Origin of the sequence: Nonomuraea aurantiaca (genome assembly GCF_020215705.1) — a bacterium.
Classification (GTDB): Bacteria; Actinomycetota; Actinomycetes; order Streptosporangiales; family Streptosporangiaceae; genus Nonomuraea; species Nonomuraea aurantiaca.
This window is the reverse complement of record NZ_JAIWNB010000003.1, coordinates 277,018-293,990: the sequence shown is the minus strand read 5'-3', so window position 1 is coordinate 293,990 and position 16,973 is coordinate 277,018. Positions and strand designations below refer to the sequence as shown.

Sequence of the window (16,973 nt, the reverse complement as noted above, 5' to 3'; positions counted from 1 at the left end):
ATAAACCAATTCTTGAAAGATCCAGAGGTAAGGTTCACAATCAGGAGCACCCCTAGCAGGAGGCGCCCGATGGCCGCTCCTACCAAGCCCCAGCGTTCCGCCCGCCTGGTCGCCGGATCGGCCAAGGCCGCGCAGGGCTCCGCGCGCTACCTGGACGAGCGCCTCGGCCTGGCCGGCTGGCTCGGCCCGAACCTGCGCAAGCTCTTCCCGAGCCACTGGTCGTTCCTGCTCGGCGAGTTCGCCCTGTACTCGTTCGTCCTGCTCGTGCTGACGGGCACGTTCCTGGTCTTCTTCTACAAGCCCAACCCCGACGTGGCCTTCGCCTCGGTACGCGAGCTCAGCCTGGACATCAGGGGCGGCCTGCTGGTGCGCCAGATGCACCACTGGGCGGCGACGATCTTCGTGCTGTCGATCGTGGCCCACCTGTTCCGCGTCTTCTTCACCGCGGCCTTCCGCAAGCCGCGGGAGCTGAGCTGGATGACCGGCGTGCTGCTGTTCGGGCTGGTGCTCTTCGAGTCGTTCCTGGGCGTCTCACTGCCCGCCGACCAGCTCGCCATGAGCGGCCTGCGGGAGGCTCAGGGCCTGCTGCTGTCGATCCCGCTCGTCGGCGGCTACCTGTCGGCGTTCGTCTTCGACGGCGGCTTCCCCGGCCAGGTCATCCCGCGCCTGTTCGTGACGCACGTGCTGCTGGTGCCGGGCATCCTGCTGGCGCTCGTGCCGCTGCACGGGATCGTCCTGACCTGGCGGCAGAAGCACACCGAGCACCGCACCCCGGCGTCGGACGAGACGCGGGTCACGGGCGGCCCGTTCTTCCCCTACTTCGCCGTCAAGAACGGCGCCACCACGCTGTTCACGATGGCCGTCATCACGCTGCTGGCCACCTTCGTCCGGGTCAACCCGGTGTGGGAGCACGGGGCGTACCGGCCCGGCGGCTGGCCGCCCTCGGCCCAGCCGTTCTGGTATTCCGGTGTCCTGGAAGGCGCGTTACGCCTGACGCCGCCCTGGGAGATCACCGTCGGCGGCTTCGTCCTGCAGGTCGGCCTCTGGATCCCGATGCTGGTCCTGGCCGCCTTCTTCACGGTCCTGCTCTTCTATCCGTTCCTGGAGCGCCGCTTCACCGGGGACCGCCGCGTCCACAACCTCCTCGACCGCCCCTCGCACGCGCCCGTCCGCACGGCGCTCGGCGTGGCGGTGATCACGTTCTTCACGGTGCTGTGGGCCGGGACGTGGGTCTCGGAGCTCCCGCCGGACCCGAAGGCGCCGATGCCGCTCCTCGCGGCACCGCACGAGACCTACCTCTGGATCGTGTACGGCCTGCGCGCCGCGGTCTTCGTCCTGCCCCCGATCGCGTACGCCATCACCCTGGCGGTATGCCGAAGCCGCCCCCGCCGCTGATGCTCCTGCCCACCTGCTCCCACGGCATCGACCCCGCCCACGGTCCAGGAAAGACCGCGAACGGGGTCAACAATGCGCACGTCACGGCGGCCGGCCCCGTAAACCGCAGGAGCGTGCCCCTGGACGGAGCCCGGCCACGTATGGCGGGTGGGGCCGGCCACTGCCGGCCGTAAAAGAAAACTAGTCGTTCAGGTGCTGGCGGAGGTAGGAGTCGACGGCGTCGAGCGAGATGCGCTGCTGGGCCATCGAGTCGCGCTCGCGGATCGTGACCGCCTGGTCCTCCAGCGTGTCGAAGTCGACCGTGATGCAGAACGGCGTGCCGATCTCGTCCTGGCGCCGGTAGCGGCGGCCGATCGCGCCCGCGTCGTCGAACTCGACGTTCCACCGCCGGCGCAGCTGCGCGGCCAGGTCGCGGGCCTTCGGCGACAGGTCGGCGTTGCGCGACAGCGGCAGCACCGCAGCCTTGACCGGGGCGAGGCGGTGGTCGAGCCGCATGACCGTGCGCTTCTCCATGACCCCCTTGGCGTTGGGCGCCTCGTCCTCGGTATAGGCGTCCAGCAGGAACGTCAGCGTGGCCCGGTCGACACCCGCCGCCGGCTCGATGACGTAGGGCACATAGCGCTCGCCCGTGTCCTGCTCGAAGAAGCTCAGGTCGACGCCCGAGGCCTTGGAGTGGGCGGTCAGGTCGAAGTCGGTGCGGTTGGCGATGCCCTCGAGCTCACCCCACTCGCCGCCGGCGAAGTTGAAGCGGTATTCGACGTCGACCGTGCGCTTGCTGTAGTGGGACAGCTTCTCCTTGGGGTGCTCGTAGAGCCGGAGGTTGTCCTTGTTGATGCCCAGATCGGAGTACCAGCGGAAGCGCTCGTCGATCCAGTATTGGTGCCACTCCTCGTCGCTGCCCGGCTTGACGAAGAACTCCATCTCCATCTGCTCGAACTCGCGGGTGCGGAAGATGAAGTTGCCCGGCGTGATCTCGTTGCGGAAGGACTTGCCGACCTGGCCGATGCCGAACGGGATCTTCTTGCGCGCCGACTGCTGCACGTTGAGGTAGTTGATGAAGATGCCCTGCGCCGTCTCCGGGCGCAGGTAGGCCAGACCCGACTCGTCCTCGACCGGGCCGAGGTAGGTCTTGAGCAGGCCGCTGAACTGCTTCGGGTCGGTGAAGGCACCCTTGTTGCCGCAGTTGGGGCAGGTGATGTCGGCCAGGCCGTTCGCGGGCGCCTTGCCGTTCTTCTCCTCGTACGCTTCGAGGAGGTGGTCGGCGCGGTAGCGCTTGTGGCACGACTGGCACTCGGTCAGCGGGTCGGTGAAGGTCTCCACGTGGCCGCTGGCCTGCCAGACCTCGCGGGCCAGGATGACGCAGGAGTCGAGGCCCACCACGTCGTCGCGCGACTGGACCATCGACAGCCACCACTGCCGCTTGACGTTGTTCTTCAGCTCGACGCCCAGGGGACCGTAGTCCCACGACGCGCGCAGTCCGCCGTAGATCTCGCTCGACGGGTAAACGAGCCCGCGGCGCTTGGCGAGGCTGACGATCGTGTCCATGACGTCTGTGCGTCGTGCCATTTTGGTTGCGTCTCTTTCCGGCTGGAGGTCGGCGAAGGGAATGGGTGAGCTCCCAGCTTAGGGGACGCTCAAGAGCCCTCGCGCGCGAGTATTTCTACTCGCCGTCTTGAAGGTAGACGTCCTCGAACGCGCTTGGTTCGTTGACCATGAGGATCATCAGGGGATACATCGCCATCCGCGCCGCGGACAGGGCCCTGCGGTAGAACCCGGCGCCCTCCCACTCACTGACCAGCGCCCACAGGTTGGGCTCATCGACCGAGCGGGCCAACCGGCCGCGCAGGAATCCGGGCTGGTCGGCCAGCGTCTGGAGGATGACATGGCCTTGCTTGACGAAGTCTTGGGACTGGGACTCTGGGACGGTGTAACGGATGACGGCGAGCACGCACACCAGGATGTCAGACGATTACGCACCGCTGGGCGATTCCAGCCCCTGACCTGCCCGCACCCGATGACCGATTCGGGCGCTCCGACCGCCCCACCCGCAGGCCGGCTCCCGTGCGGTGACCACCCCACCTGCCGGCCGATGGGGACGGGGCTAGGCTCGGGCCGTGGCCACCAATGACAACCGCCGCGGGAATCCCCGGCGGCCGCTCCCCGCCGGCGAGCGGTTCTTCACCCCCGGCGCGACCGGCCTGCGCAAGTCGGTCGAGGAGCGCAGCGCGACCCCGATGACGTTCCTGTTCACGCAGGTGCCCAAGTGGGCGGCGCCCGCCGTGCTGGTGGTGCTGCTGCTGACCGGGTTCGCCGTGGACAGCTGGCCGGGTGGCGTGGCGGTGCTGCCGGCGCTGGGGTTCGTGGGCTGGCTGGCGTACCTGTCCTGGCCGTCGCTGGGGGTCGGCGGGCGGCTGCTGCGGGTCGTGATGCTGGCCTTCCTGCTGGTCCTCGCGGCCGACCGCTTCGGAGTGTTTTAGCCGTAGATTTTGACAATCATTTTCATTTTCCCCATAATCGGGGGCGTGATGTCCCGAACGCCCCGAATCGGTGCTGCCATCCTCGCGACCGCCCTGACGGCCGCCGCGTGCTCCAACTCCGGCGCCGCGGAGACGGCGGGGTCCGACAAGCCCGCCGTGATCGCCGCCTTCTACCCGCTCCAGTGGCTCACCGAGCAGGTCGGCGGCCCAGACGTGAGCGTGTCCGTCCTGACCGCCCCCGGCGTCGAACCGCACGACCTGGAGCTGGGCGCGCATCAGGTGGCCCAGCTCGAGGACGCGACCCTGACCGTCTACATCAAGGGCGTCCAGCCCGCCGTGGACGACGCGGTCGCCGAGGACAAGAGCTTCGACGCCGCGACCGCCGTCAAGACGCTGCCCGCCGGCGAGCACGCGGAGGGCCACGACATCGGCTACGACCCGCACCTCTGGCTGGACCCCTCTCGCCTGGCCACCGTCGCCGCCAGGCTCGGCGAGCGGCTGGCCGCCGCCGACCCGGCGCACGCCCAGGGCTACCGGGACCGCGCGGTCAAGACGGCGGGCGCTCTGGGGACCCTCGACCAGGAGTACGCCAAGGGCCTGACCACCTGCGCGACCAAGACGCTGGTCACCGCTCATGAGGCCTTCGGCTACCTGGCCGACCGCTATCACCTCAAGCAGATCGGCATCACCCTGGACCCGGAGACCGAGCCCTCCCCCGCCCGCATCGCCGAGGTCGCCAAGCTGGCCAAGGACGAGAAGGTGACCACGATCTTCACCGAGGCCCTGGTCAGCCCCAAGGTCTCCGAGGTGCTCGCCAAGGAGGTCGGCGCGCGGACGGCGGTGCTCGACCCGCTGGAGAGCAAGCCGTCGGGCGACTACCTGTCGGGAATGCGCGACAACCTGAAGACCTTGCAGTCCGCATTGGGGTGTACGGCATGACCGGCGCGTTGGGGTGTACGAGATGAGCGGCACATTGGGGTGCGCAACATGAGCGGCACATTGGGATGTGCGATATGAGCGGCACGGGCGAGACCGCCTTCGCCATGACCGGCGGCCGGGTGAGCCTGGACCGGCGCGACATCCTGCGCGGCATCGACCTCACGGTCCGCCCCGGCGAGGTCGTGGCCCTCATGGGCGCCAACGGCTCCGGCAAGTCCACGCTGGTGCGCGCCCTGCTGGGCCTCACTCCGCTTTCGGGCGGCCAGACCCTGCTGTACGGCTCGCCGCCCGCGAAATTCCGCGAGTGGTGGCGCATCGGCTACGTGCCGCAGCGCCTGGCCGTCGGCGGCGGGGTGCCCGCCACGGTCCGCGAGGTCGTGACCTCCGGCCGCGTGGCCAGGCAGAGCCGGCTGCGCCGTACCAGCCCCGCGGACAAGGCGGCGGCGGCGAGCGCGCTCGAGGCCGTCGGGCTGGCGGACCGGGCGGGCGACCCGGTGCAGTCGTTGTCCGGCGGCCAGCAGCAGCGGGTGCTCATCGCCCGCGCGCTGGCCGGCGAACCCGACACGTACGTCATGGACGAGCCCACCGCGGGTGTCGATGCCGACACTCAGCAGTTGCTCGCCGATACGCTGGCCACGCTGGTGCTGAACGGCAAGACCATCGTGCTCGTCGCCCACGAGCTCGGCCCGCTCGAGCCGCTCATCACCCGCGGCGTGGTGGTCCGGGAGGGCCGGATCGCGCACGACGGCAGACCACCACGGCCCGAGGGCGACTGCGCGCGGCCGGGACACGAGCACGTGCACCCGCACGCCGCCGAGGCGACCGCGGGACCGCTTTCCGGATGGCGGGGAGAGCCATGATCGAGCTGTTGGGCAAGCAGTTCTTCCAGCTGGCACTGATCGCGGCGCTGCTGGTGGGGCTCTGCGCGCCCGCCGTCGGCACCTTCATCGTCCAGCGCAGGCTCGCGCTGCTCGGTGACGGCATCGGGCACGTGGCGCTGACCGGCGTCGCGCTGGGCTTCCTGACGGGCACCGCGCCCGTGCTCACCGCCGTGGCCGTGGCCGTCATCGGCGCCGTCGCCATCGAGCTGGTCAGGGCGCGCGGGCGCACCAGCGGCGACGTGGCGCTGGCGCTGCTGTTCTACGGCGGCATCGCGGGCGGCGTCATGCTCATGGGCATCGCGCCGGGCGGCAGCAACGCCAAGCTGAACTCGTACCTGTTCGGCGCCATCGCCAGCGTCACCACCGAGGACATCTGGATCATCGGCGCGCTGGCCGTCGCGGTGATCGCGGTGGTCGTGATCTTCGGCAGGGAGCTGTTCGTGCTCTGCCAGGACGAGGAGATGGCCAGGGCCAGCGGCCTGCCGGTGCGCTTCCTCAGCCTGCTGATCGCCGTCACGGCCGCGCTGACCGTCGTCATCGCCATGCGCGTGGTCGGATTGCTGCTGGTCAGCGCCCTGATGGTGATCCCGGTGGCGACCGGTCAGCAGCTGACCAGGGGGTTCCGCTCGACGATGACGCTGGCCATGCTGTTCGGCGTCGTCGCGGCGGTGGGCGGGCTGCTCGCCTCGACGCTGTCCGCCAGGGTGCCGCCGGGCGCCGCGATCGTGCTTCTTGCCCTCTGCGGCTTCGTCCTGGCCCTCGGTGTCGGTAAGTTCGTACGGCGAGGCAGACCCCAGGAGTCCACAGTGAGCGAGCGTTCCAGCATGCGCGTCGAGGAGGTCATACGATGATGTCCACCAGACGTGACGCCGTGCACGACACCCTCCGCCAGAGCGAGGGCTTCCGCAGCGCCCAGGACGTCTACGCCGAGATGCGCGCCCACGGCGCCAAGATCGGCCTGACCACGGTCTACCGGGCGCTCCAGGCGCTGGCCGACGGCGGTCTCGTCGACGTGCTGCGCACCGACGACGGCGAGTCCGTCTACCGCGCGTGCGCCAGTGGCGACCACCATCACCACCTGGTGTGCCGCCGCTGCGGCCGGACCGTCGAGGTGGCCGGTCCCGCCGTCGAACGCTGGGCGGAGACGGTCGGCTCCGAGCACGGCTTCACCGAGATCACTCACACGGTCGAGGTGTTCGGCACCTGCTCCGGCTGCTCGGCCTCGGTGCGGGCGGGCTGAGCGCGCCGAGAGCCGTACAGGACGCCCAAGACGATCACCCCGCACCCGGCGAGCTGGAGCGGCGACGGGTGCTCGCCGAGCAGCACGGCCGACAGCGCGACCGTCGTCATCGGCTGGACGAGCAGGAGCAGCGCGGTGAGCGCGGCGGGCTGCCTGGGCAGCGAGTACGCGATCAGCGTCCAGCCGGCCACCTGCGGCCCGAGCGCGAGCAGCAGCAGCCAGCCGTGCGCCGGCCAACTCGGGACGAAGTCGGCGCCTCCGAACACCGGGCTCAGCGCGGCCATCGCGACCGTGGCCACGGCGGTGGCGTGCGTCAACGGCCCGACCGTACGCTCCGAGCCGCCCTTCAGCACCAGCAGGAACGCCGCGTACGAGATCGAGGTGGCCACGCCCGTCACCACCCCGAGCACCGGGTTCGCCCCATAAGCCGCGCTGTCGAACACCCCGGAGATCAGCACCACCCCGGCGAACACCACCGGGGTGGCCAGCATCAGCCGGTTCGACGGCCGCTCACGGAACAGCGCCCACGCCGCGAAGGCCACGATGAAGACCTGCAGATTGCCCAGGACGGTCGCCAGGCCCGCGCCCACATACTTGATAGCGTGGTGCCAGAACAGCAGGTCGAACGCGAACAGCACGCCCGCCAGCCACGCCAGGTTTCGGCTGCGGGCCGGGAGAGGCCCCAGCCTGCGCCGTTCGAGCCAGGCCAGCACCAGCATGGGCGGCAGCGCGTACGCGCACCGGAAGAACGCCGAGGTCGCCGGCGAGACCCCCGACAACCGGACCAGCGGCGCGGAGGTGGAGATGATCAGCGCACCCGCGATCGCGATCAGCACGATACGACGATGTGCACCCACGGAAACCCCCGAGGTCCTTGGAGCGAGATACGCTGCGTCCACGCTAGAGCCGGTCGTCGACAGGAGTCAACATGCCGTTTGGCCATGACATGGTGCATTCGCTGGCCACGGTTGTAGAGCTGGTCAACACGTCCCCGTCGACCGGCGGAGACGACGGCCTGACCGAGCCGGACGACCTGCACGCATTCGTCGAGTCGCGAGAGGTCAGCGGCATCGGCGCGCTCACGGCCCGCGACCTGGGGCAAGTGCGGCTGGTGCGGGAGGCGTTCCACCGCGTCTTCACCGCTCCGGACCAGCCGACGGCCGTCCGCCTGCTCAACGCGCTCCTGTCGGAGACCCGCATCACTCCCCGGCTGACGGAGCACGACGGGCATCCGCTGCACATGCACTACTTCGCCCCGGACGCGACGCTTTCCGAGCACCTGGCGGCGGACTGCGGAGTGGCGCTGGCGCACCTGCTGGTGGAAGGGGAGTGGGAGCGGCTGCGCACGTGTTCGGCACCTGATTGCGACCGGGTGTTCGTGGACGAGTCACGCAACCGATCCCGGGTCTACTGCGACAGCCGTACGTGTGGAAACCGGATGCACGTGGCCGCCTATCGGGCTCGGCGGCGGGCCTGACAAAGCGTGGTCCTCGCTGACGCTCGGCCTGTGCCCATCGGGGCTCCGCCCCGAACCCCGGGCGGTGGCCTGCCGGCCCCCGCGCCAGGTCTCTGACAACGTATGACTTGTCGGCCGGATGCTGATGTGCTCCGGCCGCCCGCTGATGTCAGTGCCTCCTAGCGCGAGCTGGAAACGGCTGCGTGCCCCGTACCGGTCCATGAGAGCGCGCACGGTCGCTGTGACGGTTCGCTCGCGATCCCGAGAACAGGGGTGTTGCTGGTTCCCGCAACAGGCTTGACCTCGCTTGGAGTTCTAGCGAAGGACATCGTGGGCCTGGTGACATTTGCATCTGTCGGCCGACGCGCCGCCCGGACATGGTAGGCGCAACAGGCTGATCTACGGAGGAAACGGAGTGGCTGACATGGCCAAGCTCGTTGTCTGCAACATCATGTCTCTTGACGGCTTCTACGCGGCGGGGGACGGCAACCCGCTCGTGCTGCCGATGGACGCCGCGTTCGACGCCTACAACCTGGAGCGGATCCAGGCCGCCGACTCGCTGCTGCTCGGCGCCGACTCGTACCGGATGTTCATGGGGTTCTGGCCCGGCCAAGCGGACAACCCTGAGGCGTCCACGGTGCACCAGCAGTTCGGCGCGATCTATAAGCGGATCGAGGTCAGCGTCGTCTCCGACTCGCTCACGGACGAGGACATCGCGCCGTGGGCGGGCCAGACGACCGTGGTCAAGCGTGCCGACGCCGAGGGGTGGGTCAAGGAGCTCAAGCAACGTACCAGCGGCGACATCGTCACCTTCGGCAGCCGGGTCACCTGGAACGCCCTGCTCCGCGCCGGGCTCGTCGACGAGCTGCACCTGATCGTCGGGGCGAAGGCGCTCGGCGAGGGGACGCCGATCTTCACTCAGCCGGTCGAAGGGCTCACGCTCGCGGAGGTCCGCGGCCTCGACGGCTCCGGCAACGTCCTGCTGCGCTACGCCACGACCGGCTGAGCTGCTGGGCCGCGGTGAGCGGCCGGAAGCCTGGGAACCCGAGCATCGCCTCGATCTCCACGTCCACCCGGCCGAACAGCGCGCCGGGGTTGGTTCTCTCCTGCTGACGGCCGCGCCGGCCGCGGCCCGCGACGAGGGCCGGCGCTCCGTCATCGCGGAAGCAGAGCCCGGCTCGCCGGGAGAGGCCCTCCTGCCGGTACACGGGCGATGCCCAGCATTACAGCACCGGCGTGCTGCCTGAACATCGCGGGCACAGCCTGGCCCGCTGGATGAAGGCCGAGGCCATCCGGCAGGCCCGCGAGCGCTACCCGTACCTCGATGGCCTGCTGACCGACACGATCGACAGCAACCGCCCGATGCGCGCCATCAATGACGCGCTCGGTTACATACCGACGCATCAGAGGGTGACACTCCAGCTCGCCCTGCAGCGGTGACGTGCTCAGCGGTGGTGCACTGAGGCGACGGCGTACAGGTGCGGGTCGAATCCGTCTGCCAGGGCGGCGGCCTGGCGCATGTGCACCTGAGCGGCCGGGGTGTCGAGCATGGCTTTGAAGGCGTCCGCGGTCTCCCACTGGGCGTAGTTGATCACCCTGGTGCCGTCGTCGCTGGCGTGGATGTTGGCGGCGACGAATCCGGGCATGTGCTGCATGACCTCCTCGGTGGCGGTGACCAGCACGTCGACGAGCTCGCGCTGACGGTCGGCCTGGACGGTGAAGACATTGATCAGGGTCGCCACCGGAGCGTCGACGGTGATGGTGGTGGTCGCGGGCATGGCTTCTCCTTATGACAGGATCCTTACAAGGTGGATTATGTGTAAGGTTCCTGTCATGAGTCAAATGGATGTCCGTCAGCGCGTCGGCTATCTGGTCAAGCAGGTGAGCCAGGCGTTCCGCGGCGCGTGTGAGGAGCGCCTGCGCGAGCTGGGCCTGTCCATGTCCCAGTACGCGGTGCTACGGGCACTGGCCGACGCGCCCGGTGCCCCGGCCGCCGAACTGGCCCGGCGCACCTTTGTCACCCGGCAGTCCTTGCGGGACGTACTCGCCGGGCTCACCCGGGCCGGACTGGTCTCCGTCGCCACCCAGCCGACCACAGGCCGAGCCCTGCCGGTCACCCTCACCGATGCGGGTCAATCCCTGCTCGACCAGGCCCACGGCGTTGTGCTCGACGTGGAGGAACGCATGATCACCGATCTTCCGCCCGGCGAGGTGGAACAGCTGGCCGCCCTGCTCACCACCTGCGCACGGAACCTGTGCGTTCGGCGTCCGCCGGGCCGGACCAAGCCCGCCTCGTAGGCACCGTGCCGTCAGCTCCGAGACCAGCCGTACGGCGTCCGGATCGAAGGCGGGCGCGAGTTGATCCAGCAAGCGGCGCCGCCCACGACGATCCACAACGACATCCCGGTGCTCATGGTCGCCAACGCCGGCGACCCGATCACGCCGTATTTCGGCCGGCTGGTGTTGCATCGGGTGTCGACGGTGTCCTGCCGGCGGCTGACACCAGCTGCCCGGCGTAGCGCGACCTGAGAGGGCGGTACGCGAGGTGATGCCTTTTTGGTCGGCGAGTTCGACGAGCTGAGCTGAGCCGGCCGTCTGGCGCCCATGAGGGCCGCGATGTGGATCTGCGCGAGAACATGCCCGGCGAATGGGACAGAATCGGTGCCGTGCAGTTCGGGATCCTTGGGTCGCTTGAGGTGCGGACGGCCGCCGGTGAGGCGGTCGCCGTGGGTGGGCCGCGCCCTCGGGCGCTGCTCGTGTTGCTGCTGCTCGACCCCGGGCGGCTGGTCAGCGTGGAGCGGCTCATCGACGGTCAGTACGGCGACGACCCGCCCGCCGGGGCGGCCAACGCCATCCAGGCCCACGTCTCCCGGCTGCGCCGGAACCTGCCGGCCGGGCTGGTGGAGTTCCATGGCGCCGGTTACCGGCTGGCGGTGGAGCCGGAGGACATCGACGCGCACCGGTTCGAGCGGCTGGCCCGGGACGGGCGGCGGCTGCTGGCCGCGGGGCAGCACGAGCCGGCCGCCCGGGTGCTGAGGGAGGCGCTGGCCCTGTGGCGTGGGCCCGCGCTGGCCGACGTGGGCGACGCGCCGTTCGCCCCGCCGCAGGCGGCGCGGCTGGAGGAGGCGCGGCTCACGGCCAGGGAGGATCTGGCGGAGGCCGAGCTGGCCCTGCCCGGCGGGACCTCGATCGCCGAGCTGCGCGAGCTGGTGGCGGCCCATCCGCTGCGCGAGCGGCCGCGCGGTCAGCTCATGCGGGCGCTGCACGCCTCCGGGCAGCAGGCGGCCGCGTTGGCGGTCTACGACGAGGTACGGCGGCTGCTGGCCGACGAGCTGGGGGCCGACCCGGCTCCGGAGCTGGCGAGCCTGCACCTGGCGATCCTGCGGGGCGAGGAGCAGCGGGAGCAGGCTCCCCGGCGGCGGGTGCCCGTCCCGCTCAACCGGCTCATCGGCCGGGAGGAGGAGCTGGCCAGGATCGCGGCGCTCGGTGACGCCCGGCTGATCACCATCGTCGGCCCCGGGGGCACGGGCAAGACGCGGCTCGCCGTCGAGGCCGTCCACCGGGCGGGTCCGGGCCGGGAGGCGGGGTTCGCCGATCTGTCGTCGGTCGACGACGGGACTCAGGTGGCTCCGGCCGTGCTGGGCGCGCTCGGGCTGCGCGAGACCGGGTTGCAGGTGCCCGCGCTGGAGCGTCCCGACCCGGTCGAGCGCCTCGTCGCCGCCCTCGCCGACCAGCCGTCGCTGCTCGTGCTCGACAACTGCGAGCACGTGGTGGCCGCCGCCGCCGAGCTGGTCCGGCGGCTGCTGGACGCCTGCCCCGGCGTCGCGATCATGGCGACCAGCCGGGAGCCGCTCGGGCTCACCGGCGAGATGCTGGTCCCCCTCCCGCCGCTCGCCGTGCCGCCGCCGGGCACCGATCCCGCCGAGGCCCTCTCCTACCCGGCCGTACGGCTGTTCGCCGAGCGGGCCGCCGCCGTCCGGCCCGGGTTCGCGGCCCGTCCGGAGGCCATGTCCGAGGTCATGGAGGTCTGCGCCGGGATCTGCGCCACGCTGGACGGCCTGCCGCTGGCCATCGAGCTGGCGGCGGCGCGGCTGCGTACGTTCACCCCGGCGGAGATCGCCGACCGGCTGAACGAGCACGGCCGCTTCAAGCTGCTCTCCCGCGGCGACCGTACGGCGGCGGCCAGGCACCGCACCCTCCACGCGGTGGTCGAGTGGAGCTGGAGCCTGCTCACCCCGCAGGAGCAGGAGGTGGCCAGGCGGTTCTCGGTGTTCGCGGGGGGAGCGTCGCTGGAGGCGGCCGAGTCCGTCTGCGGTGACGGCGACGTGCTGGCCGACCTGGTCGACAAGTCGCTCATCGAGGCCGACGGCGGGCGCTACAGGATGCTGGACACGATCCGCCTGTTCTGCGCCGAGCGGCTGGCCGAGGCGGGCGAGCAGCGGCGCACCCGTGACGCGCACGCCGCCTGGTTCCTCGATCTGGCCCGGCGGGCCGACCCGTGGCTGCGGCGGGCCGAACAGCTCGACTGGCTGGCCCGCCTCTCCGCCGAGTACGACAACCTGCGGGCCGCGCTCCGGCACACCGTCGAGGACGATCCGGAGACGGCGTCGCGGCTGGTCGCGGCCCTGTCGGTGTACTCGTGGCTGAGCGGGCGGCGCGAACAGATCGCCTCGTCCGCGATGCGGCTGCTGCATCTGATGGGTGGCGAGCCGGTCGCGGGGCTGGAGGAGGAGTACGTCATGTGCGTGCTGCAGGCCGTACCGGAGGTGTCCCCCGAGTGGTGGGCGCGGGCCGTTGACATCATGATGACGACGCTGGACGGCGAGCTGCGGCACCCGTTCCTGGCCGTGCTGTGGGGCATGACGGCGGGCCCGGCCGACACGGTGACCACCCGGCACCGCGGGCGGCTGCTCGGCTCCGACCCGTGGAGCCGGGCCGTGTCCATGCTGGGAGAGGGGCTGATCCACCTGCACATCGGCCAGGTGGCCGAGGGTGAGCGGCAGCTGGAGGAGACGCTGACCCGCTTCCGCGCCGTCGGCGAGCGCTGGGGGATGGCGCAGAGCTTCGAATGGCTGGCGATGATCGCGAGCCGGCGCGGCGACTGGGCGGCCGCCAGGCGGCTCTGGGGCCAGGCCATGGACCTGAACGGCCAGCTCGGCGCGGCGGACGAGCTGGTGGACGTGCTGTGCCGCAGGGCGGCGGGGCTGATGCGGGAAGGCGACCTGGACGGGGCCCGCGCCGATCTCGAACGCGCCACCGAGCTGGCCCGCCGGACGGGCATGTCGCGCGGGCTGCCGTTGCTGAACATGGCGTGGGGCGACCTCGCGCGCTTCTCGGGCCGGCACGATGAGGCGCGGGCCCGCTACACCGCCGTACTGGACGCCGCCGTTCCCGGCTCGTACGCGACCGAGGGCATGAGGCCATTCGCCTACACCGCGCTCGGCCGGCTGGCCGCGGCCGAGGGAGATCTCACTGAGGCCAGGCGCAGACACGGGAAGGCGCTGGAACTGGCGCGCACGGTGGTGCCGACGGACGCGGCCGAGATCGCCGAGGGCCACGCGGGGCTGGCGCTGCTCGACGGGGCGGCTGAGCGGGCGGCGTACCTGCTGGGCGTGGGGGTGGCGCTGCGCGGCACGACCGTCGCGGGTGATCGGGACGTCACCATGGTCGCCGCGGCGGCGACCGAGCGGCTGGGCGCGGACGTGTTCGCCGCCCACTTCGCCAAGGGCGCCGCGCTGAGCGGCGACAAGGCGCTGTCCACCCTCATCGGCGGCTGAGGGGCGACAAGGCGCTGTCAGTCCTCGACGGCTGACGGGGCATACTGTCAGCCGGTTGTCCCCAGGGTGTCAGCGCACCCCGCGAGAGTCGTGGACATGCAGAACACCAACGTCCTCATCTCCGGTGCCAGCGTCGGCGGCCCCGCCCTCGGCTACTGGCTCGCCCGCTACGGCTTTCGCGTCACGATCGTCGAGAAGGCCCCCCGTCTGCGCCCCGGCGGCCAGGCCGTCGACTTCAAGGGCGACGTCCACATGACGGTCCTGCGCCGCATGGGCATCCTGGACGACGTGCGCCGCCTGCAGACCGGCGGCACCGACCAGGCCTTGGTCGACAGGCACGGCCGGACGCTCGCGGTGATGCCCGGCGAGTTCAGCGGCGGCGAGCTGGAGATCCACCACGGCGACCTGGCACGCCTGCTCTACGACAGGAGTGTCGAAGCCGGCTGCGAGTACGTCTTCGGCGACTCGATCACCTCGCTGACCGAGACTCCCGGCGGGGTGCACGCCACCTTCGAGCGCTCCGCGCCCCGCACGTTCGACCTGGTGATCGGGGCCGACGGCATCCACTCGAACGTCCGGCGCCTGGCCTTCGGCCCCGAGTCGGATTACGTCGAGTTCCTCGGCCACTACTACGCCCTGGCCGAGGTGCCCGAGCGGTTCGGCACGGACGCGCAGATGTACAACGAGCCGGGCAGGATGGTCGCCGCCGGCGGTCCCAAGGCGTCGGCCTTCTTCGTCTTCGCCTCCCCGCGCCTCGACTACGACCGCTACGACACCGAGGCGATGAAGCGGGTCGTCCTCGACGCCTACGCCGGGATGGGGTGGCGGACGCCCGAGATCCTCGACGCGGTGCGCCGCACCGGCGACTTCTACCTCGACTCGATCAGCCGGGTGAAGATCGACCGCTACTCCCAGGGGCGGGTGGCGCTGCTGGGCGACGCGGCCTACGCCAACACGCTGGGCGGGTTCGGGTCAGGGCTGGCGCTGGTGGGGGCGTACGTGCTGGCGGGTGAGCTGGCGGTGGCCGACGGCGACCACCGGGTGGCGTTCCGGCGCTATGAGGAGGGCTTCCGCGAGTACGCCAAGGTCTCGGAGAAGGGTAACGCCGGTCCGTGGCTGGCGCCTCCGTCGAAGGGGCGGATCCGGATGCGCAACTGGATGTTCAAGGCGAGCTTCACGCTCAAGCTCATGATGAAGATGGCGGACGACTTCGCCGAGGACATCACCCTGAAGGACTACCCGTCGCTGGTCCGCGACCTGGCCGGGTGAGCGGGCGCGGCGGTGAGAGCACGGCTGAGGGCCCCGTCGGGGCCTCTCAGCCGTGGCGTCCGTCAGCAGGCGGCCTTGTCCGTCGCCGTGCCCTTCTCGCAGGCCGACTCCTGGGCCCGGCCGCGGAGCTGCGCCAGCGGGGAGTCCCCGGTGGACCTGAGCTGCGCCTGCCGGCCGTCGGTACCCAGGAGCTGGGCGGCACGGTCCTCGTCCGCGAGGGGGGCGACGAGCGCCGCCCCCGGCTTCTCCTCGACGAACACCCCCTGGCCGATCGGGAGGTGCACGGACGCCTGGTACGCCTGCGCCTGCGGCGACGCGGCCCGCCGCTTGACCCGGTCCAGGGCGTTGTCCACGTAGAACAGGCCGCGGCCCGCCGTGCCGATCGACTGGCGCAGGCCGTCGAGCGTCGTGCCGGTGGGCTGCTCGACCCGGAGCCGGATCTGTCCCCCGGTGTACGCGCGGCCGAGCTTGCCGGCGAGGACCTTGTCCACCTTGACCACGACGCTGGCCCAGCGGATCGCGGCCTCCTGGCTCTCGTAGGGCACGACCCGCGGCGTCAGCGAGTCGTCGTCCGAGGCGTACGCGATGCCCGGCTCCACGCCGACGACCGTGCCCTCGACCAGCGCGGCGGCCGGGCGGAACGCGCCGGACGGCCGGGCGCCGGGGGTGATGTCCTCCAGGGAGTCGAAGAGGTACTGGCCCGTCCCACCCGCGTCCGTGTGGAGCTGGGACCAGAACGAGCGCTGCGGCTGCCGGCCGGCCTGCTGCGCAGCCTGCGGTGCGCATCCGGTGAGCACGGCCGTGGCGCAGGCGGCGACGGCCGTGAGGAGTTTGAGGTTTCGCATCGCCGGTCTCCTAGTAGCGGCCGTTGATGTGGGCGACATCGTGGGCGCTGTATTTGATGATCTTGTGCGAGCCGGTCTTCAGGCACGACGTCGACTCGGTGGAGTGGTCGAGCCCGACCGTGTGCCCGACCTCGTGACACGCCAGGGCCTGCCGCTGGGTCGCGGTCATCCAGTCGATGTCGGCCAGATCGTAGCGGACCTCGTACTGGTCGCAACGCCATGGCTGGCTGCTGTCGGCCGGAGCGATGGTCTTGACGCACTTCGAGTAGGCGAACAGGTTGTAGCCCGTGCTGGAGCCGTCCCAGTCGAGGCCCCAGTGGTCGACGTAGTACTGGTCGAAGGACTCGACGTCGGTGCTCGGGTCCGCGGTGGTGTCGTGGGCCACGGTCATGTCGGTCTGGGAGTCCAGGTTGAGCAGAGCGGCTTTCACGGCGGTCCTGGTACGGGTCTCCAGGGACGCGTAGTTGTACCAGTGCTTGCCGTTGTCGGCGAAGGGGCAGCAGCCGTTGGCGCTGCCGAAGCCGTTGGCGCTGGCCGGAGACGCGGTGGTGGTGGTGACCGCGGCCGCGAGGATGATCGCTGGCAGAAGCTTTCGGTATGACATGGGATCCGTAAATTGAGGGTAAAGGACGTCCGGATATCCTGCCGGGTGCTTAAGAGGGGATCAAATTCGGGTCATCCCCTTCGCCGCACG

General features: G+C 70.7%; 19 protein-coding genes. 13 read left to right on the top strand and 6 right to left on the bottom strand.

Annotated elements, in window-relative coordinates:
* Nucleotides 1-69 precede the first annotated feature (69 nt).
* The gene (locus LDL49_RS10880) at nucleotides 70-1,395 is read left to right on the top strand and encodes a cytochrome b (RefSeq protein WP_225290843.1); all 1,326 of its coding nucleotides are present in this window, start codon (nucleotides 70-72) and stop codon (nucleotides 1,393-1,395) included.
* Between the two features lie 180 nt (nucleotides 1,396-1,575).
* On the opposite strand, the gene LDL49_RS10875 is transcribed toward LDL49_RS10880, so the two are convergent.
* Nucleotides 1,576-2,961, bottom strand: coding sequence for a glycine--tRNA ligase (locus tag LDL49_RS10875; RefSeq protein WP_225290842.1), 1,386 nt, complete (start codon nucleotides 2,959-2,961; stop codon nucleotides 1,576-1,578).
* Nucleotides 2,962-3,055: 94 nt separating this feature from the next.
* Entirely contained in the window at nucleotides 3,056-3,343 is a 288-nt protein-coding gene (locus tag LDL49_RS10870; protein ID WP_214638288.1) for an antibiotic biosynthesis monooxygenase family protein, read from the bottom strand.
* A 166-nt stretch (nucleotides 3,344-3,509) separates the two neighbouring features.
* Between LDL49_RS10870 and LDL49_RS10865 the strand changes: the two genes are divergently transcribed.
* The 5 genes from LDL49_RS10865 (at nucleotide 3,510) to LDL49_RS10845 (ending at nucleotide 6,932) form a co-directional block, all read left to right on the top strand.
* Complete coding sequence (locus LDL49_RS10865; RefSeq protein ID WP_225290841.1) at nucleotides 3,510-3,872, top strand: DUF6703 family protein; 363 nt, start codon at nucleotides 3,510-3,512, stop codon at nucleotides 3,870-3,872.
* 48 nt (nucleotides 3,873-3,920) lie between these two features.
* Nucleotides 3,921-4,811, top strand: a complete 891-nt coding sequence (locus tag LDL49_RS10860) for a metal ABC transporter substrate-binding protein (RefSeq protein ID WP_225291020.1) — start codon at nucleotides 3,921-3,923, stop codon at nucleotides 4,809-4,811.
* Between the two features lie 74 nt (nucleotides 4,812-4,885).
* The gene (locus tag LDL49_RS10855; RefSeq protein ID WP_225290840.1) at nucleotides 4,886-5,671 is read left to right on the top strand and encodes a metal ABC transporter ATP-binding protein; all 786 of its coding nucleotides are present in this window, start codon (nucleotides 4,886-4,888) and stop codon (nucleotides 5,669-5,671) included.
* Nucleotides 5,668-6,543, top strand: coding sequence for a metal ABC transporter permease (locus tag LDL49_RS10850; protein ID WP_225290839.1), 876 nt, complete (start codon nucleotides 5,668-5,670; stop codon nucleotides 6,541-6,543). Before LDL49_RS10855 ends, LDL49_RS10850 begins: the two co-directional genes overlap by 4 nt.
* Entirely contained in the window at nucleotides 6,543-6,932 is a 390-nt protein-coding gene (locus LDL49_RS10845; protein ID WP_225291019.1) for a Fur family transcriptional regulator, read from the top strand. The genes LDL49_RS10850 and LDL49_RS10845 overlap by 1 nt, the downstream gene beginning before the upstream one ends.
* Here the strand turns inward: LDL49_RS10845 and LDL49_RS10840 are convergent.
* On the bottom strand, nucleotides 6,872-7,768 hold the full coding sequence (locus LDL49_RS10840; RefSeq protein ID WP_225290838.1) for a DMT family transporter: 897 nt from the start codon (nucleotides 7,766-7,768) through the stop codon (nucleotides 6,872-6,874). The genes LDL49_RS10845 and LDL49_RS10840 overlap by 61 nt on opposite strands.
* 92 nt (nucleotides 7,769-7,860) lie before the next feature.
* Here LDL49_RS10840 and LDL49_RS10835 point away from each other — a divergent pair, with 92 nt between their 5' ends.
* From LDL49_RS10835 to LDL49_RS10820, 3 genes are all read left to right on the top strand, one after another.
* The gene (locus LDL49_RS10835) at nucleotides 7,861-8,409 is read left to right on the top strand and encodes a CGNR zinc finger domain-containing protein (RefSeq protein WP_225290837.1); all 549 of its coding nucleotides are present in this window, start codon (nucleotides 7,861-7,863) and stop codon (nucleotides 8,407-8,409) included.
* A 403-nt stretch (nucleotides 8,410-8,812) separates the two neighbouring features.
* Complete coding sequence (locus LDL49_RS10830; RefSeq protein WP_225290836.1) at nucleotides 8,813-9,394, top strand: dihydrofolate reductase family protein; 582 nt, start codon at nucleotides 8,813-8,815, stop codon at nucleotides 9,392-9,394.
* Nucleotides 9,395-9,624: 230 nt separating this feature from the next.
* Nucleotides 9,625-9,828, top strand: a complete 204-nt coding sequence (locus LDL49_RS10820) for a GNAT family N-acetyltransferase (RefSeq protein WP_225290835.1) — start codon at nucleotides 9,625-9,627, stop codon at nucleotides 9,826-9,828.
* Nucleotides 9,829-9,833: 5 nt separating this feature from the next.
* Here the strand turns inward: LDL49_RS10820 and LDL49_RS10815 are convergent, their stop codons facing one another.
* Entirely contained in the window at nucleotides 9,834-10,166 is a 333-nt protein-coding gene (locus tag LDL49_RS10815) for an antibiotic biosynthesis monooxygenase family protein (RefSeq protein WP_225290834.1), read from the bottom strand.
* Nucleotides 10,167-10,221: 55 nt separating this feature from the next.
* On the opposite strand from LDL49_RS10815, the gene LDL49_RS10810 reads away from it, so the two are divergent.
* The 4 genes from LDL49_RS10810 to LDL49_RS10795 all read left to right on the top strand — a co-directional run bounded on the left by LDL49_RS10810 (nucleotide 10,222) and on the right by LDL49_RS10795 (nucleotide 15,434).
* Nucleotides 10,222-10,686 (top strand): MarR family winged helix-turn-helix transcriptional regulator, encoded by a 465-nt coding sequence (locus LDL49_RS10810; RefSeq protein ID WP_225290833.1) that lies wholly within the window; start codon nucleotides 10,222-10,224, stop codon nucleotides 10,684-10,686.
* 60 nt (nucleotides 10,687-10,746) lie between these two features.
* Nucleotides 10,747-10,917 (top strand): alpha/beta hydrolase, encoded by a 171-nt coding sequence (locus LDL49_RS10805; protein WP_225290832.1) that lies wholly within the window; start codon nucleotides 10,747-10,749, stop codon nucleotides 10,915-10,917.
* Between the two features lie 137 nt (nucleotides 10,918-11,054).
* Nucleotides 11,055-14,165: an AfsR/SARP family transcriptional regulator gene (locus LDL49_RS10800; protein WP_225290831.1), complete on the top strand. Its 3,111-nt coding sequence runs from the start codon at nucleotides 11,055-11,057 to the stop codon at nucleotides 14,163-14,165.
* Between the two features lie 96 nt (nucleotides 14,166-14,261).
* Nucleotides 14,262-15,434: an FAD-dependent monooxygenase gene (locus LDL49_RS10795; protein ID WP_225290830.1), complete on the top strand. Its 1,173-nt coding sequence runs from the start codon at nucleotides 14,262-14,264 to the stop codon at nucleotides 15,432-15,434.
* 62 nt (nucleotides 15,435-15,496) lie between these two features.
* Here the strand turns inward: LDL49_RS10795 and LDL49_RS10790 are convergent, their stop codons facing one another.
* Both LDL49_RS10790 and LDL49_RS10785 read right to left on the bottom strand, forming a co-directional pair.
* Nucleotides 15,497-16,279: a hypothetical protein gene (locus LDL49_RS10790; protein ID WP_225290829.1), complete on the bottom strand. Its 783-nt coding sequence runs from the start codon at nucleotides 16,277-16,279 to the stop codon at nucleotides 15,497-15,499.
* A 10-nt stretch (nucleotides 16,280-16,289) separates the two neighbouring features.
* A complete protein-coding gene (locus tag LDL49_RS10785) occupies nucleotides 16,290-16,883 on the bottom strand; it encodes a matrixin family metalloprotease (RefSeq protein ID WP_225290828.1) in 594 nt (197 codons plus the stop codon).
* Nucleotides 16,884-16,973: the final 90 nt, after the last annotated feature.

Coding starts and splice junctions, on each gene's coding strand:
- LDL49_RS10835 (WP_225290837.1), top strand. CDS start 7,861: ATGCCGTTTGGCCATGACATGGTGCATTCGCTGGCCACGGTTGTAGAG.
- LDL49_RS10815 (WP_225290834.1), bottom strand. CDS start 10,166: ATGCCCGCGACCACCACCATCACCGTCGACGCTCCGGTGGCGACCCTG.
- LDL49_RS10855 (WP_225290840.1), top strand. CDS start 4,886: ATGAGCGGCACGGGCGAGACCGCCTTCGCCATGACCGGCGGCCGGGTG.
- LDL49_RS10795 (WP_225290830.1), top strand. CDS start 14,262: ATGCAGAACACCAACGTCCTCATCTCCGGTGCCAGCGTCGGCGGCCCC.
- LDL49_RS10830 (WP_225290836.1), top strand. CDS start 8,813: ATGGCCAAGCTCGTTGTCTGCAACATCATGTCTCTTGACGGCTTCTAC.
- LDL49_RS10845 (WP_225291019.1), top strand. CDS start 6,543: ATGTCCACCAGACGTGACGCCGTGCACGACACCCTCCGCCAGAGCGAG.
- LDL49_RS10860 (WP_225291020.1), top strand. CDS start 3,921: ATGTCCCGAACGCCCCGAATCGGTGCTGCCATCCTCGCGACCGCCCTG.
- LDL49_RS10790 (WP_225290829.1), bottom strand. CDS start 16,279: ATGCGAAACCTCAAACTCCTCACGGCCGTCGCCGCCTGCGCCACGGCC.
- LDL49_RS10880 (WP_225290843.1), top strand. CDS start 70: ATGGCCGCTCCTACCAAGCCCCAGCGTTCCGCCCGCCTGGTCGCCGGA.
- LDL49_RS10850 (WP_225290839.1), top strand. CDS start 5,668: ATGATCGAGCTGTTGGGCAAGCAGTTCTTCCAGCTGGCACTGATCGCG.
- LDL49_RS10785 (WP_225290828.1), bottom strand. CDS start 16,883: ATGTCATACCGAAAGCTTCTGCCAGCGATCATCCTCGCGGCCGCGGTC.
- LDL49_RS10875 (WP_225290842.1), bottom strand. CDS start 2,961: ATGGCACGACGCACAGACGTCATGGACACGATCGTCAGCCTCGCCAAG.
- LDL49_RS10810 (WP_225290833.1), top strand. CDS start 10,222: ATGAGTCAAATGGATGTCCGTCAGCGCGTCGGCTATCTGGTCAAGCAG.